The 16,028-nt window shown below is 41.2% G+C and carries 17 protein-coding genes and 7 tRNA genes; 14 read left to right on the top strand and 10 right to left on the bottom strand.

Features of this window, described 5'->3' with window-relative positions:
• Positions 1 to 11: 11 nt before the first annotated feature.
• The 3 genes from KAN5_RS08030 to KAN5_RS08020 form a co-directional block, all read right to left on the bottom strand.
• On the bottom strand, positions 12 to 785 hold the full coding sequence (locus KAN5_RS08030) for a Zn-ribbon-containing protein (protein WP_244390880.1): 774 nt from the start codon (positions 783 to 785) through the stop codon (positions 12 to 14).
• Positions 786 to 794: 9 nt separating this feature from the next.
• Complete coding sequence (locus KAN5_RS08025; RefSeq protein WP_016707743.1) at positions 795 to 1,064, bottom strand: hypothetical protein; 270 nt, start codon at positions 1,062 to 1,064, stop codon at positions 795 to 797.
• 89 nt (positions 1,065 to 1,153) lie between these two features.
• On the bottom strand, positions 1,154 to 1,387 hold the full coding sequence (locus KAN5_RS08020; RefSeq protein ID WP_016707742.1) for a DUF2789 domain-containing protein: 234 nt from the start codon (positions 1,385 to 1,387) through the stop codon (positions 1,154 to 1,156).
• 154 nt (positions 1,388 to 1,541) lie between these two features.
• Between KAN5_RS08020 and KAN5_RS08015 the strand changes: the two genes are divergently transcribed.
• A complete protein-coding gene (locus tag KAN5_RS08015) occupies positions 1,542 to 2,183 on the top strand; it encodes a GNAT family N-acetyltransferase (RefSeq protein WP_016707741.1) in 642 nt (213 codons plus the stop codon).
• A gap of 824 nt (positions 2,184 to 3,007) precedes the next feature.
• Here KAN5_RS08015 and KAN5_RS08010 read toward each other — a convergent pair.
• Positions 3,008 to 3,307: a DUF3301 domain-containing protein gene (locus tag KAN5_RS08010; RefSeq protein WP_244390879.1), complete on the bottom strand. Its 300-nt coding sequence runs from the start codon at positions 3,305 to 3,307 to the stop codon at positions 3,008 to 3,010.
• Complete coding sequence (locus KAN5_RS08005) at positions 3,308 to 4,336, bottom strand: DUF3549 family protein (RefSeq protein WP_016707737.1); 1,029 nt, start codon at positions 4,334 to 4,336, stop codon at positions 3,308 to 3,310.
• A 102-nt stretch (positions 4,337 to 4,438) separates the two neighbouring features.
• On the opposite strand from KAN5_RS08005, the gene KAN5_RS08000 reads away from it, so the two are divergent.
• Genes KAN5_RS08000 through KAN5_RS07990 form a run of 3 tightly spaced genes read left to right on the top strand, consistent with a single transcriptional unit; the run spans position 4,439 to position 5,965 of the window.
• Entirely contained in the window at positions 4,439 to 4,759 is a 321-nt protein-coding gene (locus KAN5_RS08000; protein WP_016707736.1) for a YqcC family protein, read from the top strand.
• Complete coding sequence (gene truC / locus KAN5_RS07995) at positions 4,752 to 5,516, top strand: tRNA pseudouridine(65) synthase TruC (protein ID WP_244390878.1); 765 nt, start codon at positions 4,752 to 4,754, stop codon at positions 5,514 to 5,516. Before KAN5_RS08000 ends, truC begins: the two co-directional genes overlap by 8 nt.
• Positions 5,516 to 5,965, top strand: a complete 450-nt coding sequence (locus KAN5_RS07990; protein WP_244390877.1) for a flavodoxin — start codon at positions 5,516 to 5,518, stop codon at positions 5,963 to 5,965. The genes truC and KAN5_RS07990 overlap by 1 nt, the downstream gene beginning before the upstream one ends.
• 53 nt (positions 5,966 to 6,018) lie before the next feature.
• Here KAN5_RS07990 and KAN5_RS07985 read toward each other — a convergent pair whose 3' ends face one another.
• Positions 6,019 to 7,605, bottom strand: coding sequence for a LysM peptidoglycan-binding domain-containing protein (locus tag KAN5_RS07985; RefSeq protein ID WP_016707733.1), 1,587 nt, complete (start codon positions 7,603 to 7,605; stop codon positions 6,019 to 6,021).
• Positions 7,606 to 7,800: 195 nt separating this feature from the next.
• Positions 7,801 to 8,586: a hydroxyacylglutathione hydrolase gene (gloB, locus tag KAN5_RS07980; protein WP_244390876.1), complete on the bottom strand. Its 786-nt coding sequence runs from the start codon at positions 8,584 to 8,586 to the stop codon at positions 7,801 to 7,803.
• A 52-nt stretch (positions 8,587 to 8,638) separates the two neighbouring features.
• Between gloB and KAN5_RS07975 the strand changes: the two genes are divergently transcribed.
• Entirely contained in the window at positions 8,639 to 9,397 is a 759-nt protein-coding gene (locus KAN5_RS07975) for a class I SAM-dependent methyltransferase (RefSeq protein WP_244390875.1), read from the top strand.
• On the opposite strand, the gene KAN5_RS07970 is transcribed toward KAN5_RS07975, so the two are convergent.
• Together KAN5_RS07970 and rnhA are read right to left on the bottom strand one after the other, a co-directional pair.
• A complete protein-coding gene (locus tag KAN5_RS07970; protein ID WP_244390874.1) occupies positions 9,368 to 10,234 on the bottom strand; it encodes an MBL fold metallo-hydrolase in 867 nt (288 codons plus the stop codon). The two genes, KAN5_RS07975 and KAN5_RS07970, sit on opposite strands and share 30 nt — an antisense overlap.
• Positions 10,235 to 10,320: 86 nt before the next feature.
• A complete protein-coding gene (rnhA, locus tag KAN5_RS07965) occupies positions 10,321 to 10,788 on the bottom strand; it encodes a ribonuclease HI (protein ID WP_244390873.1) in 468 nt (155 codons plus the stop codon).
• A 68-nt stretch (positions 10,789 to 10,856) separates the two neighbouring features.
• Here rnhA and dnaQ point away from each other — a divergent pair, with 68 nt between their 5' ends.
• From dnaQ to KAN5_RS07920, 9 genes are all read left to right on the top strand, one after another.
• Positions 10,857 to 11,561, top strand: coding sequence for a DNA polymerase III subunit epsilon (dnaQ, locus tag KAN5_RS07960; protein WP_016707727.1), 705 nt, complete (start codon positions 10,857 to 10,859; stop codon positions 11,559 to 11,561).
• Positions 11,562 to 11,602: 41 nt separating this feature from the next.
• Positions 11,603 to 12,946 carry a TIGR03503 family protein gene (locus KAN5_RS07955; protein WP_244390938.1) on the top strand — a complete coding sequence of 448 codons (1,344 nt, stop codon included), beginning with the start codon at positions 11,603 to 11,605 and terminating at the stop codon, positions 12,944 to 12,946.
• Between the two features lie 99 nt (positions 12,947 to 13,045).
• Positions 13,046 to 13,122, top strand: a tRNA-Asp gene (locus tag KAN5_RS07950).
• A 27-nt stretch (positions 13,123 to 13,149) separates the two neighbouring features.
• A tRNA-Asp gene (locus tag KAN5_RS07945) sits at positions 13,150 to 13,226 on the top strand.
• Positions 13,227 to 13,267: 41 nt separating this feature from the next.
• Positions 13,268 to 13,344, top strand: a tRNA-Asp gene (locus KAN5_RS07940).
• 30 nt (positions 13,345 to 13,374) lie between these two features.
• Positions 13,375 to 13,451, top strand: a tRNA-Asp gene (locus tag KAN5_RS07935).
• A gap of 37 nt (positions 13,452 to 13,488) precedes the next feature.
• Positions 13,489 to 13,565: transfer RNA gene (locus KAN5_RS07930), tRNA-Asp, on the top strand.
• A 37-nt stretch (positions 13,566 to 13,602) separates the two neighbouring features.
• Positions 13,603 to 13,679: transfer RNA gene (locus KAN5_RS07925), tRNA-Asp, on the top strand.
• A 53-nt stretch (positions 13,680 to 13,732) separates the two neighbouring features.
• A tRNA-Asp gene (locus tag KAN5_RS07920) sits at positions 13,733 to 13,809 on the top strand.
• Positions 13,810 to 13,979: 170 nt separating this feature from the next.
• Here KAN5_RS07920 and KAN5_RS07915 read toward each other — a convergent pair.
• A complete protein-coding gene (locus KAN5_RS07915) occupies positions 13,980 to 15,926 on the bottom strand; it encodes a S9 family peptidase (protein WP_244390872.1) in 1,947 nt (648 codons plus the stop codon).
• Between the last annotated feature and the right edge of the window lie 102 nt (positions 15,927 to 16,028).

The raw sequence follows: 16,028 nt of genomic DNA, 5'->3' as shown, positions 1-16,028 counted from the left end.
AGAGCGATTTGTTATTGAAAATCCCATGATACATTCGACACTAAGCCACATGGTTCACAGCGAAAATCAAATAGGCCAAACCATGATTCAGCTAATTTCCAGTCGCCATTGCAGCTTGGACATTTACGTTCAAGCTCTGAGGCTTTATCTTTGCCGCCCACTCGGTATAAATAATAATACACCGGTTTCTTAGTTAAAAAGCTCACTCGTTTGGCAATGTCTTTACCACGGCGGGAAAGATCGCTATCAAGGTTTGATATTTCCTCTAAAGCAGGAAATTCACAACGTGTGGCCCCATTGATTTGAATTTGATCACATGCCTGCCAATCTTCTTGCCACTTAATTAAGGTTTTATAGTCACCATTCGCTATTGCAGGAATACGAAATAATGGCACCGGTAAAAAGTCATCACCACAGTACAATGGACTGCATGTATGGACATAAGTGGTGTATAAAATATAACTCGAAGGTTCATGACACTGATCAGCGCCATTAGAGTGAATGTCTTGACCAATTACTTTGACTTTCGGAGCCAGTAATCCGGCATCGTGAAGTTTATCAATACTGTGTTTAACAAACGGGCTGTTGTTAAGAGGGTGCATTGCATCATCAGTCGGACACATAACACGGGTCACGAAGTAGCCATCTTTTAATACAGTTGGAAACTCTTCACCCATTATTTGGCCGTTAAAGCGCAATGCATTCACTAAGCGGTTTATTGCTTGCTCGGCATTTTCAAGGGTCGTGTCTTGGTAACAATCAAACGTTAAATCAACAACAAACATGTAAGTTCTCTAGTTTTTATTTTCGAGTAAAGCGAGTAAGTGATCAAGTTTTTGTTCAATACGATCAAGCTGACTTATATCACTGCCAGCCTCAACCGTAACCGAGGCTGATTTGGCCAAATTATGAATTGAATCTGGATTATTTTTATATTGGCTAACCGCAGCAATAATAACAGGTAATGGGATCGGTTGGGTTAGTTTACTTTTAGTTAAAGCGACAGTAGGGGTTTTGCCTTCGTCAAGAAGGGCTTTGATAGCATCAAAAACAACGGCATTCATTCTATTTTTAAACTCTTTTAAATAAGGCACAGCACTGACATGTGCTGCGCTGGGTATAATAACAGGTGACAGGCTACAGCCAAGTACTTTTACTGTTGGCGTAATCGCACGTCTAGTTCATCAATCACTTCACTCCAATCACCATCCTCTGCTAATGATTCTGCAATAAAATGGCGTTGTGCTTGATCCCAAAATGGAGCGTCTTGCAATAACGTGGTATCAGGTAAGGTATGAGCAGCAATAAAACTATCAATTTCTTTTTCTGAACTTGCCAAGCCCAGTTGTTTGAAAAGTGTATTGATATCGTGTTTAGTGGTATCCATGTCATGCTCCTTGGTGATAACTGTGAAACAGTAATAGAACTTTATGATGGGTTGTTTGAGTTTAACACCCGCTGAATTTGCCTTTTAACCCAGATAGGAATATACCTATAGCTGTAGCGACAGAAAAAATCAAAATAAAAAGTAAGGACGAGCCATGACCGTAGAGACTGAAAGTGAAGCATTGCGTGTGCAGTATATTGCTGCAGAAGACATCAGTATCGCAGCGAGTTTAATTTACCAAGCCTATCACGATGATCCGCTCTTACAGCCCTTACTTAATTACAGTGAATCGAATATAGCCGCGTACGAAAAGAAATTACGTGCGTTGATCCGTGAAGAGCTCAATACATTCTGGCAGGAGAAACAGCCATTAATTGGTTTGTATAAACAAGATAGATTAAAAGCAGTCGCGTGCGTGTTTGAGTCAGATAGTCAATTACAAGCCCAGCGTTATTGGCATTGGCGCCTAAAATTAATGCTCAGTGCAGGTTACTTACAAACTAATCAATTGATTGAAAAAGAACAAACAATCCGTAATGCGCTCAGCGGTCAAGGCAATTATTACTTTTTAGCATTTATCGCTGTTGATCCACATTTTCAGGGACAAGGTATAGGCCGCTATTTATTACGCGGCTTAAATGATTTAGTGCAAAGTAATGAGAGAGCTTCAGGAATCGCGGTTTTTGTTACCCAAAATAAGCATACTGCATTTTTTGCCAGCGAGGGATTTAGCTCTTTACAACGCCTTACGTTTAATAATGTACAAGGTGAACTGCTGTTTAAATCAGCTGAGTGACATTGATTCTGTCTAAGCGCCGTTTTGGAAATATCACTGTGAGAGATATCTTACATTGTCGTACGCTTTAGCCGTTTATTCTTTCATTAATCGTGTTCCTAAATGTTTAACTCATTGTTTTTTATCGGGTATGTTATTTTTGCAAAATTATGACATGAAAATTATTGTTATTTACAACTACCGCTATGGCTACTTTGCTTTAAACTTTACTTTGTCAAGACGACACAGACTCAATGAATGAGCTGCTGCCAAGGAAATGGATTATGGCAATTAAGCATGAAGCTTAGCAGGAAGCCAATGGACAATTTACATGGACGCAAGGACGAACAAGGACACCGCCAGGATGCGGCACATTAGCGGAGCTAATGATAAGGATAACCTAAAGGATTATATTACAGGAAGTAATAGGAGCGGTTGGAACCGTAGGACGGCCAAGCTGGCAAGAGGATAACACTAGGACGTGTAGGATATTGCATAGATGCAATGTGAGGGTGTATTTGGATATATACCCGTTCAGGGGAAAGATAAAAATGGGTGCTTCGGCATAGGTATGGATGCCTTATTATGGATGAAGTCAGATTGGGGCGTAACTATATGTTACGCCTTAGTTTTTTAAGTTGACATATAATACCAATCGACTTAAATATTTAACCATTCTAGCGAGCTAAATAAAGTGCTAACTGCGTTATAAATTTTTCATGTAGAACAACTACATGTCAAAATTTATGCCTTGTTATCACGTCATTTATCTGTCGCTATAAATGGTCAGTAACTTAACACGATTGGTATAACAGCCTCTCGCAAAGCTATTTCTAACTTTCTAACTAGATCTTATGCGGCGGCACAACTACGTTTTTTAGCATTTCATTTTCCATCAAGAGTACGCCTTGGTAGACACTTTCACCATCACTGGAAAATTCAAAAATAAACTCGCTCTTAATTCCTGGTTTGCCGCTTTTTAACAAGCCAAAGCGGCGTTTAATACAGGCAACACTCATTAACTGTACTTGCAGTTGCTCACTTTGTCGTTTGGCGTGAGCGTTCGCGGCTTCAGCTACTTTACGATTAAGCCAAAATAGATAAATAACCGCACCAATGATAATGAATGTCCACAAACTTGCCATTTAAGAGAATAACCTTCCAATTGCGCGGGCGAGGGTTTCGCTGCGATTTTCTTTACGTAGTAGACCTAGTAAGTGCGGGCGAATACTGGGTATTGCAACTAGATCTGCGAAAATACTTGGGAAAAGTTCTGCAATTTGTTGCTGGTGGGCGCAGTTATCCATAAAAATATGTAACCGCTCTGGATCGCAGAGTAAGTTAAAACATCGGCCTGCGATTGTTTGCAGCACATCTGCATCGGTGGCTAGGTCTGATTGCAAAAGTGCATCTACGAGTTGAGCGGTCAATGGTTGCGCTTGCGCTTTTGACATTGCTCGTAAGGCACAGCACAGCGCTAATGTATCTTTTTGCGCAATGGCTTGTTTCGCGTAACTTAATAGTAGCTCGCTTAACACGGGGGGGATTTCAACATGTTCAAGCATGGCGCTTAATGGTTGTAGTACCTCTGCTGGTAGTTGCGGCCAAGCATTTTGTAACGCAGCTAGGTTTTTATCATCATCTAAGCGCACGGCAAAATCAGCAATGCCTTGTACTGCAACACTTTGCCAGTTATCAAATCCGAGTTTGCCACTAAAATATAATTGGCTGTATTCGTAATATTGTGAAGCTGGTTGTTTTAACAGCACTTTTAATTGTGCATTAAAAGCGGCTAATTTATTGGCATTAGGTGTAAATACGTAAGGGTTATTATCAAGCTTACCATCAGCTTGGCTGCCGGTTAAATCATTACCAATGGCTTCAATGACCATATTGGCAAAATGGTCACGGCTTGCGCAAACTAACTTACTTTGCTCATCAACCGGAAATTTTAAGAACCAAACAAATGGCTCACTACTGGCTTTGCTATCCCAAAATTGAATTGCTAACCATGCATGGCCTGCCAGTGGAAAAGGATAAGGTATTTGGGCTTGCTCTATCGCTAAGAACTGCTTTTTATCTAGTTTAGTTATGTGTCTGCCAATATCAAACGCGCGCCATGTGGTGCCTGCGTTATCAAGTAGTTGCCCTAAAGTTGCGATTTGCTCGGTCATAGTGATCCACTGGTTTTACTGCAAAATTCGGTAAATTATACGCCATAGCAGGCAATGAGGGAACAGGGTATAATTAGTCAATATTTATAACAGCAGGTGGTTATGTATCAACAGTTACAAGCGTATCTAACGCAACTTGAAGTCTTATTACGACAACATCAGCTCTGGCAAGAACAGCCTATAGATGCACAAGCATTAAACTCAACAATGCCGTTTTGCCACGACACAATGGCGTTTGAGCAATGGCTGCAATTCGTATTTATTGAGAAAATGGATGCACTGGTTACGCATAAGCTACCTCTACCAAGTAATTTTGCAATTGCGCCAATGGCTGAACTAATGTTTGCAAATAAAGAGGGTGGAGCACACGTGATAAAACTATTGCAAGAATTAGACAGTGTATTTGGACAATCAGATGAATGAACGCCCTGAACCAATTGAGTTTGGTGAGCTTGATATTTTGTATCGCGATGAAAACTATATAGCGATTAATAAGCCTTCCGGTTTACTTGTACACCGCTCATTTTTAGATAAGCACGAAACACAATTTGCGATGCAAATGTTGCGTGATCAAATAGGTCAGCATGTGTTTCCTGTGCACCGTTTAGATAGACCTACCTCAGGTGTATTACTGTTTGCACTAAGTTCAGAAGCTGCGCGGGATATTAATCAGTTATTTATCGATAACCAAATTTCTAAACGTTATTTGGCACTTGTACGTGGTTTTGCACCTGAGTCGGTATTTTTAGATAAGCCACTTAAAGAAGAGCTGGATAAAATTGCAGATAAGTTTGCTGATCAAAATAAAGCTGCACAAGAGGCACAAACTCAGTTTAACTGTTTGCATCAAGCTACCTTAGCTATCCCAATTGGAAAGTACCCAACAGTGCGATATTCGTTGGTGGAGTGTTTTCCTAAAACAGGGCGTAAACATCAAATTCGTAGGCACTTAAAACATTTATCACTGCCTATAATTGGTGATGTAAATCATGGTGATAATCAACATAACCAGTTTTTTAGAAAGCACTTTGCACTGCGCCGATTAATGTTATTTGCAACTGAACTTAATTTTGTGCACCCTTATACGCAGCAATCGATCAATATTAAAGCGCCACTAGGTGAAGCAATGCTCGCTATTTGCCAACAACTTGGCTGGCCAAATACAGAAAAGGATTATTAATGGCAACTATTAGTATATTTGTAGGCAGTGTCTATGGCGGTGCTGAGCGTTTAAGTGACGAGGTTATTGACACGATTGAGCAATCTGAGCATCAAGCTAAGCTGATAAGCTCGCCAACTCTTGATGATATAAAGTCGGCCAGTCATATTTTAGTGATCACCTCTACAACGGGGCAGGGCGATATTCCTGATAATTTAGCACCGTTATATGCCCAGCTTAATAGTCAATTTCCTATGTTGACAGGTAAGCCTTACGGGATTATAGCGATGGGTGATCGTAGTTATGGCGATACCTTTTGTGGTGCAGGGCGCAGTTTTGACGAGTTATTTCGGGATTTACAGGCAAAGCCTGTGGGCCATCGTTTAGAGATTGATGCATGTGAAGACTTTGAGCCTTGGCCTGTGACAGAACCATGGTTAAAGCAGTGGCTTACTAAAATTCCAGAATAAGGACAATAAAAAAGAGCGTATACGCTCTTTTTTATTGCTTGTATTATTTGTACTTAGGTGCTTTTTACATCTACTTTAAGTTTTAACTTTTGCCCAGGCTGTAAGTACTTTTGACCTGCGAGGTTATTCCACTTAATAATATCGTTAACGCTTAAGTTAAATTTATCGGCAATGCGTGCGAGCGAGTCACCACGACGTACTTTATAAGTGATTGTACGGTTGCTGCTGATCAAAGCGGTTTGTGGATTGCTTGCTGTTTTATAAACTGTTAACTTTTGTCCTAAGCGTAATACACTGTTCTTTTTAAGTTTGTTCCATTTTGCCAGTTCATTAATGGTCACGTCATACTCTCGGCTAATATCCCATAAGGTATCACCGCTTTTCACCGTGTGAGAGAGCTTTTTTTGGCTGTTTTTGTTCGCCGCTAGACGGACTTGCTCAGGTAAGTGTTCGCTATTAATTGCACCATCACTCAATGGTACTAACAATTGTTGGCCAACACGTATGGTATTTGACTTTAGTTTGTTGAGAGATTTAATTGCACTGGTACTGGTGGCAAACTTTTTCGCTATTACCGATAAGCTATCGCCGTTGGCAACAATATATTGTTGCCAACGAAGGCGATCTTTAAGCGCTGTTTTTGCAAGCGTACTTTGAAATTGCTCAACTTTATCTACCGGTAATAATAAAAAATGTGGCCCATTTGGATCGGTTGCCCAGCGATTAAAGCCTGGGTTTAAACGGTAAAGTTCAGTCAAGCTGATATCTGCCATTTGAGCTGCTAATGCCAGATCAATTTGTGAACCAATATCAACGGCTTCGACAACTTGTGCATTGATAATTGGGTTCCATGTTAAGCCAAATTCATCGGCGCGATTCAATAGATCGGACAGAGCGAGTAATCTAGGTACATAGGCGGTGGTTTCGCTTGGCAAATCAAGCGACCAAAAATCGGTTGGTAAATGTTTTTTGCGATTCTTTTTTATCGCTCGTAATAAACGACCTTCACCTGAGTTATAAGCAGCAATCGCGTTAAGCCAATCACCATCTAAGGTTTTATGTAAATAAGATAAGTAATCTAATGCGGCACGGGTTGATTGCACAATGTCGCGACGACCGTCGTACCACCAGTTTTGCTTTAAATCAAAACGCTCACCAGTTTGCGGCATAAATTGCCAAATACCCGATGCACTGCGATTTGAATAGCCAAATGGATCAAAGGCACTTTCTACAATCGGAAGTAGTGCAATCTCAATCGGCATATTACGCTTTTCAACCTCTTCTACAATAAAATGTAGGTAAGGCTCAGCACGTTTTGAAATGCGATCTAAGTAAGCTTGGTGCTTTGCATAATAATTACGCTCAGCAACCACAGGGCGATTTTGTGGCACATCAATTGATAATTGGTAACGAATGCGCTCCCATACATCATCAAAAACTGGTGGTGCTTCATCTACTTCATTCACTTGCAAGTATTGCGCATTGATCATCAGTGCTTCACTGATTTCGCTAGGGCTTGCACCTTCAAGCTGCGATTGGCGGGCTTGATTGGCTATTGCGTCGTCGGATTGTGTTGATGTCAATGTTTGACAACCACTTAGCACCAATGCCAAGGTTAAAACGAGAGGAGATTTATTCATAAATACCAATACATCAGGTAAAAAACTCGGCGAATACTACCCGTAATGAGTACGTATTACCACTTTATGACCGTTTTAAATATGCAATAATGCTGTAGTTTATTAGTTAACTAAATAATATATTTAGACTTATTAACTTGAACGTTAGTTAATAATTTTTTACCTACGGTTTGTCTAACGTTCAGGTTTATTACACTAAAAATGATCTTTCCAAGCCCTAAGACCTGCAAAGTTTTGCCAAGGTTCATTATTTTGTAATGTGTTTTTTGTAAATGAATTATATTGGTCGGGTAAGTGTTGCACGATCCCTGCTATATCACTGCGCATAAAAGGGTTGATTTTTAATTCTAACGCGAGCGTGCTTGGCAAAGTGATTTTATTATTTTTGCGTTGCTCATCGACCCACTGCGCATACGCAATTAAATCGCGGTTGTTAGGTTCAACGGCCAATGCAAAGGCCAAATTTGCTTGCGTGTATTCATGGGTACAATAAATTTCGCACGCCAGTGGTAGTCTTTTTAATTTATCAAAAGAGCACTGCATTTGCTCTGCGGTGCCCTCAAATAAGCGCCCACAGCCTCCACTAAATAATGTATCACCAGTAAAAGCAAGCGCAGGATTGATATAGCAAATATGATCCAAGGTATGCCCTGGGGTGGTGATAACTGTAAACTCAGTATCAAGGACAGTGATCACATCACCTTCAGTGAGTGTTTTGGTGATCCCTTTAAATGGACTATTAACAGGCCCGTAGACTTCAATGTCGGCAAATTCCTCTCGTAAACTATTCACGCCATCAGTATGGTCGTAATGATGGTGAGTAATTAAAATTCCCTCAAGCGTTAAGCCTGCCTGAGTTAAATATTTTAGTACGGGCTCTGCTTGGCCTGGATCAACCACCCAAGCAGCAGAGCTGTCTGGCTTGCTGATACACCAAATATAATTATCTGAAAAGGCTTTAATTGCTTTGACTTGCACCATGTGACTTTGCTCTATAAAGTGACGATATTAGATAGTATAACGAGCTCAGCGTATGAAACCAGCCCTTAGTTTTCAAGAAGGACCCAAACCACTGTCGTGGCAAGAGTTTCCTCATGGTGACTATTTACGTAGTGATATAGAACGTAAAATAGATAAGTGGTTACCACGTATGTTTGGTTATCACATGCTAAAACTAGGAAATCTCAGTGGTGAACTCAATACCAGTAAAAGCACCATAAAACATCAAGTGTGTGTCGCAGAATCAGGGCCATTTACGGGTGTGATTGCAGATATTGATGAACTCCCTTTTTACGAGCACAGTGTTGATGCATGTATTTTAAGTCATTGCTTAGAATATCACTCTGATCCACATCATATATTACGTGAAGCGCATCGCACTTTGATCCCTGGTGGTTATATGGTGATCACCGGTTTTAATCCATTTAGCTTGTGCGGCTTGGCGCAATTACTGCCTTTTAGTGGCCAAAAGTTACCTTGGACAGGGCGCTTTTTTACCCCTGCACGGGTGAAAGATTGGCTTAATTTACTTGGTTTTGAAATTGTTAGTGATGAGCGTTTTATTTATTCATCCCTTGCTCGGGGAAATCGTTTGTCACGATTTGCGCCATGGCGACGCTTCACTAAACAATATTTAAAACCGATGGGAAGTGTCTATCTGCTCGTGGCTCGCAAGCGAGTAGCCCCTCTAACACCAATCAAACCCAAATGGCACGCTCGGCCTCAATTTGCGCCAGTCAAAGGTGCTGGGTTACGGCAAACATCAAAGCAACACCGTGAGCGGGATAGTTAAATAATGCTGATTGTTTGAGTGGGCTGGCGGTAATTGTCCCGCGCGAATATTCATTTGTATCGCAGGGTGCAATAACTTAGGTACATCAAGTGTTGCATCACGTTCATTACGGGTTGTTATGTAATCTTTCTCAGAGATTTTTTGTAAATGAATATTGCTGACGCGTTGCTCTCTCACTGATGTTTTGTTTGCAAGTGGACGGCCATTTGGTTGGTAGTCGTGACACATCCATAAAACTGTTTCATCAGGTAGCGCTAAAATACGTTGTAATGACTGGTAAAGTTCTTTTGCGCTGCCGCCAGGGAAATCACAGCGGGCAGTGCCACTATCAGGCATAAAAAACGTATCGCCAACAAATAAGTTGCCATCAATTAAATAACATACACTGTCTGGTGTATGACCGGGTGTTGCCAACACGGTTACATTAAATTCACCAAGCTTAAAATTATCACTATCGCTAAAAAGCTGTTCAAATGGCCTACCATCACATGGCATATCAATAGCATATAAACGACTAAAATGTTCTTGTACTTGTATTATTTTTTCGCTTGTTGCTAATTTACACGGATGATATGAGGCGAGCTGTTGCTTGATATAACTGGCGGCGGTGATGTGATCGGCATGAGCGTGGCTTTCCAAAATCCATTCCAGCACGAGTCGGTTATCATTTATATGACTAATAATGTCATCAGCAGTTTGAAAACTTAATGTGCCACTTGCAGCGTCAAAGTCAGCAGGAGCATCGATCAACATGGCAGATTTAGTTGTTTGGCAACAGACTAAATAAGTAAAAGTCGCACTTTGTTGATGAAAAAAAGACTCGACTAAAATAGACATTAAACAACTCCATTATATGATATAGCTAAATCTTATATCATATAACCAAGTTGTTAAATGCTTTGCGGTGAATTTTTTAAATTAGGTTATTCTGGTTTATAGCCTGTGTCTTCAAGTAAATTTTTACTACTGGCGGCATCTCGTGCTAAATCATCAACAATTTCATTGTATTTATTGCCACTGTGACCTTTTACCCATTTCCATGTGATGGTATGACGGGCGCAAGCTTCGTCAAGGCGTTTCCATAAATCGACATTTTTAACTGGTTTTTTGGCTGCTGTTTTCCAGCCGCGCTTTTTCCAGTTTGTAAGCCAAGATTCAATGCCTTGCTTTACATATTGGCTGTCAGTGGTGAGGTTTATCTCACAAGGACGGTTTAAACTTTCAAGTGCAACAATAGCTGCGAGCATTTCCATGCGGTTATTGGTGGTGAGGGTGTAACCTTGGCTTAATTTTTTTTCGTGGCCATTATAAAGCATAAAAATACCATAACCGCCGGGTCCTGGGTTACCTAAACATGAACCATCGGTGTAAATCTCTACGGTTTTTTGCACTGTTTTCCCTTGATCTTATGTACAATAAAGTAATTATAGAAAGATACCAGAGTCAGGTTAAATTCGATATGGCACGTAGACAAATAGTTTTAGATACAGAAACCACCGGCATCGACCCTAAACAAGGGCATCGTATTATTGAAATCGGCTGCGTGGAATTAGTTAATCGCCGTTTAACTGGCAATAACTTTCACGTTTATATTAATCCGCAACGTAAAAGTGAAGAAGAAGCTATTGATGTTCACGGTATCACTAACGAGTTTTTACGTGATAAACCGTTATTTCATCAGATTGCTCAAGAGTTTCTCGACTATATTAAAGGGGCGGAGCTCGTCATTCATAATGCGCCGTTTGATGTTGGGCATATAGATAATGAATTTGCGTTACTTAATCAAGGCTACCAAAAAACGCATGATTACTGCCAAGTTCTCGACACTCTCACTATGGCGCGTGACTTGCATCCAGGTCAAAAGAACAACCTTGATGCGTTATGTCGTCGTTATGATGTAGATAACACTAAACGTACCTTACACGGCGCGTTACTGGATTCTGAGATCTTAGCCGACGTTTATTTAGCCATGACGGGTGGGCAAGTAAAGCTCAATCTTAATCAACATAAAAGTCAAGGCAGCGAGCAACAGCAAAAAGAGTTGCGTCGTTTAAATCCAAACCGTCCACCATTGGTTGTATTACATGCCAGTAGTGATGAGCAACTGGCTCATGAAGAACGATTAAATCTAGTCGGTAGCCAATGTTTATGGCGTGCCGAATAAGGCAAAACATGAAAAGCATACTGTTAGCTGTGTGCTTGGTAATGATGTTACCAAGCACCAGTCGTGCAACAAGCGAAGATAAAATAACCTTATTGCAGCGTGATGGGCAGCAAAATGAAATTCCATTATTGGAAAATCGTTTTCGTATCGACTATAAGGTTGATGAAATCACCTTGCTGTTTTTTCGCAAACCAGGGGCACCAGCGGTCGTTTTAGTTAAACCTGACGGCAGTAAATACTATGCTACGTCAGCAAGAAAAGATGACAATTTACAGTGGTTTGATGAAATCAGCTATGACTTGATCACCATTAAGAAGCCAATGCCGGGACCATGGCAAGTAGTAGGTAGTATTTTACCGAAGAGTAGAATTGTGGTGTTAGGCGAAGTAGAGCTGCAAGTGGAGCCGTTGCCTTCGTTACTGTTTCGTGGTGAGACAGTTAAAATTACGGGACAAATATTAAATGATGGGCAACCAATAAACACCGGCCTGTTTCGTGATGTAGTGAGCTTAAATGTTGATTTTATAAGTACTAATAACAGTAATTTTGCTAATTTTGGTGCGGGTACTCACAATGTTGCAGAATTCAAAGATGATGGGCGTGGTTTTGATGAACGCCCCAAAGACGGTATTTTTACTGGCGAATTTAAATTAGTTTTCCCCGCAGGGCAGTGGCAGCCCGAGCTTTATATTGAAACCCCATTATTAAAGCGCACTGTCATACAAGATATTTTAGAAGTTAAAGAGCCTCCTTTTAGCTATAGCATTGCACTTGCTGAGGATGACATCGAAGAGCATCAATTAACGATTACCCTTGATAAGCAAATAGTGCAACCAGAGACGGTTTTGATCCAAGGTAAAATCTATTACCCCAATAATGAAGAACAAATGTTTACCCTTGAAGCTAATACCAGCTTAACTCGTGAATTAGCAATTAAAAATTATGATTGGGGAAGATACAGTGTTGAGTTGTCTGTTTTTGGCACTAATATTAATGGCCGTGAATTTATGGCAACACTCCCCACCTATAAGTTTGAAATTGAGCGACCAATTGAAGTGGTGCCTGAATTAGCAGCACCCATTATCAGCGAGGCTGAGCAACAAGCAATACAAAAAGCGGCAAAAGAAGCTGAAGCAATGGCAACAATAACTTTGATAAGCTTAATTGTGGGTGGAAATCTTCTGATTTTGTTAATTGGTTGGTTAGCTATTCGTGTCTTTGTTCAGAAAAAGTCACTCATACCAAAAATTAAGCTACCATTTTTGCAGAAAAAAACAGCAACTGATAAAGAGCCAGATGCAGGCGAAAAAAATGAAGTTGGCAAAAATGGCTCAAAAAGTGACAAATCAGGTGAAATTTTAAACCTTTCGATGTCAGATGACTAAAAAACCTGTAAAAAAACAAAAAAGCCCTTGACGAAGTAGGGGCTGATTCGTATTATTCACGCCGCTGCAAAGGGAGACCTAAGCAGAAAACGAAAATGCGGAGTGGTAGTTCAGTTGGTTAGAATACCGGCCTGTCACGCCGGGGGTCGCGGGTTCGAGTCCCGTCCACTCCGCCAATTTTCGACAATTTGTAAGTAGATGCTGGAGTGGTAGTTCAGTTGGTTAGAATACCGGCCTGTCACGCCGGGGGTCGCGGGTTCGAGTCCCGTCCACTCCGCCAATGCTTACACAACATATGGTTGTAAAACATCTTCTTATTATGGAGTGGTAGTTCAGTTGGTTAGAATACCGGCCTGTCACGCCGGGGGTCGCGGGTTCGAGTCCCGTCCACTCCGCCAATAAGAAAAATAACAGTTTAAATACGCGCTGGAGTGGTAGTTCAGTTGGTTAGAATACCGGCCTGTCACGCCGGGGGTCGCGGGTTCGAGTCCCGTCCACTCCGCCACTATTTAAACACTGTTATATTACAAAATTTGTATGCTGGAGTGGTAGTTCAGTTGGTTAGAATACCGGCCTGTCACGCCGGGGGTCGCGGGTTCGAGTCCCGTCCACTCCGCCAACAAATTAAGTAATAACAAGTATTATGATATCTCTGCGGAGTGGTAGTTCAGTTGGTTAGAATACCGGCCTGTCACGCCGGGGGTCGCGGGTTCGAGTCCCGTCCACTCCGCCACTTGATATCAGTAATAAATTAGTTAGTGCATTACCCCATGCACATACCACTGCGGAGTGGTAGTTCAGTTGGTTAGAATACCGGCCTGTCACGCCGGGGGTCGCGGGTTCGAGTCCCGTCCACTCCGCCACTTGTTATTTCCCCAATAGCAAGATTATAAAATATCTTTACAACCATTTTAAATAATTAGACTTTTTCTATCAGCTATCAGCTATCAGCTATCAGCTATCAGCTTTAGGTAGGCATAAAAAAGCCCGCACTTTATTTTAGTAAAACACAGGCTCTTATCACTTTTTTCGTTTAACTTTGTGGGCCGAAGCGCTCTTTTAGGTAAGTATCTAAAAAGTTTAAGTAAGCATTGGAGGCACTAATACGGTTTTCTTTTTTGGTAAAGCCGTGGCCTTCATCGTCAAACAATACGTACTCTACGGGCACACCATTGGCTTTTACCGCAGCAACTAGCTCGTCGCTTTCAACTTGCAATACGCGGGGATCGTTAGCACCTTGAATAACCATTAAAGGTTTGGTGATGTTTTTGGCGTGGAATAATGGTGAGATTGCACGATGACGTTCACCATCTGTTGCTGGATCGCCCATTTCATCGTATAACGCTTTTTTAAAGCTTTCCCACCATGGCGGAATTGAATTGAGTGTGCGTACCCAGTTGGTAACGCCAAAAATATTAATGCCGACTTTAAACTCTTCTGGCTCAAAGGCAAGCGCTGCCGCTGTCATAAAGCCGCCGTAGCTGCCACCCATAATACCGATCTTATCCGCATCAACCCAATCTAAACTTTGTAAGTGTTTTTTACCGTAAACAATGTCTTGTAAATCGTCTGTGCCGTGTTTTTTATCATCCAAATGAAAAAAGGTTTTACCATAGCCTGAGCTACCACGATTGTTAACAGCAAAAATTGCATAGCCGTGATTAACTAGGTGCTGTTGCATAGCACTGTAACCGGTACGGCTTTGCCCACCAGGGCCACCATGCACCCAAATAAGTGCAGGCACTTTATTAGTACTGCTGGCTTGTTTTGGTTTATACAAAACGCCTGGTATTTCTAGGCCATCAAAACTTTTAAAACGCACGATGGTGCTCGCAACTAAATCGTTTTGATTTATATCTTCACTTAATGTGTTTGTAAGTTGTTTCGCTTCATTACTTCCCACTTGCCAAACAAATAAATTGCTTGGTGAGGTGTCTGAGTTTAAGTAAAACGCCATTGTTCTTTCATCTGCAGCAAAGCTAACACCACGTAAGTTACCGGCGGGTAACTGAGGCATAGCGATTTCCTTGCCTGTTTGCGTGTTTATAACGGTTACTTTGGTACTGGCATCGGCATTGATACCACTGACTTGATAGCGCCCTGATTTAGAAAAATAAATAAAACTAACATCCCAATCATCCTTTAGCGCAGCACTATGTTCACCTGAGGCTAAGTCATAACGCCATACCTGAGAAAACTCTCCTTTAGCGTCTGTAGAGTAATATAAATATTTGCTATCGACAGAGAAGGTCTCAGGTGTATATTGAGCCGGTGTGTCATGTTTTGAAATTAACTGTGGCTTAAGGGTCTTTTTAAAGGTATCAAGAATAAATGTGTCGCTGTCTTTATTGGTGTTGCTTTTAGAAAGCGCGATGTAACGCCCATTAGGGCTAATTGCCCCCACATCTAAACCTAGGGTGTTTTGATAAACAGGTTCAATTTTATAGGTCTTACTATCAACGCGGTATAAGTCCATAAACTTAGCATCGCGCTGGTTGCTGGTGATAAAAAATTGGCTGCCATCTTTGGTAAAACCTGCAAAGCTTGCGCGAGTTTCATCGCCTGGAGTTAAGTCTTTTACCGTGCCGTCAAGCTCTTGCACATAAACATGATAACGCTCGTTACCCCCTGAATCTTTAGTAAACAGTACGCGCTCATCATTGGGAAAATAGCGGATAGGGTAGGTGCTGTCTGCAAAATTAGTTAAGCGAGTTTTATTACCTGTTTTGACATCGACTTCATACAAGCTGTAGATGCCGCTTTCATCGCTACTAACTAAAACTTTATCACCTGTTGGCGAAAAGCTGCTACCCATAATAGAAGTGGTATCAAAAAAGGTTTTTGCGTTATAGGTTTTAACTTGCTGAACTTGTTGTGACTGCACCTCAGTGTGTGTAGTTGGGTTGCTTGATTGGCTGCAACCACTCAAAGCAATACTGATCGCACAGGCGAGTGTGGCGAGTTTTAATCGGTTATTCATAGTACATTCCTTGGTTTATTGTTATTTAATGAGCTCTTTACCGATTTTAGTGTTGCCCGAACATTATTTAAACGCAAGTTTTTGGCCCATTTTAACGGCAAT

The sequence above is a fragment of the Pseudoalteromonas sp. KAN5 genome, from assembly GCF_022846535.1.
Taxonomy (GTDB): Bacteria; Pseudomonadota; Gammaproteobacteria; order Enterobacterales; family Alteromonadaceae; genus Pseudoalteromonas; species Pseudoalteromonas haloplanktis.
This window is presented reverse-complemented; position numbering and strand designations above follow the sequence as displayed.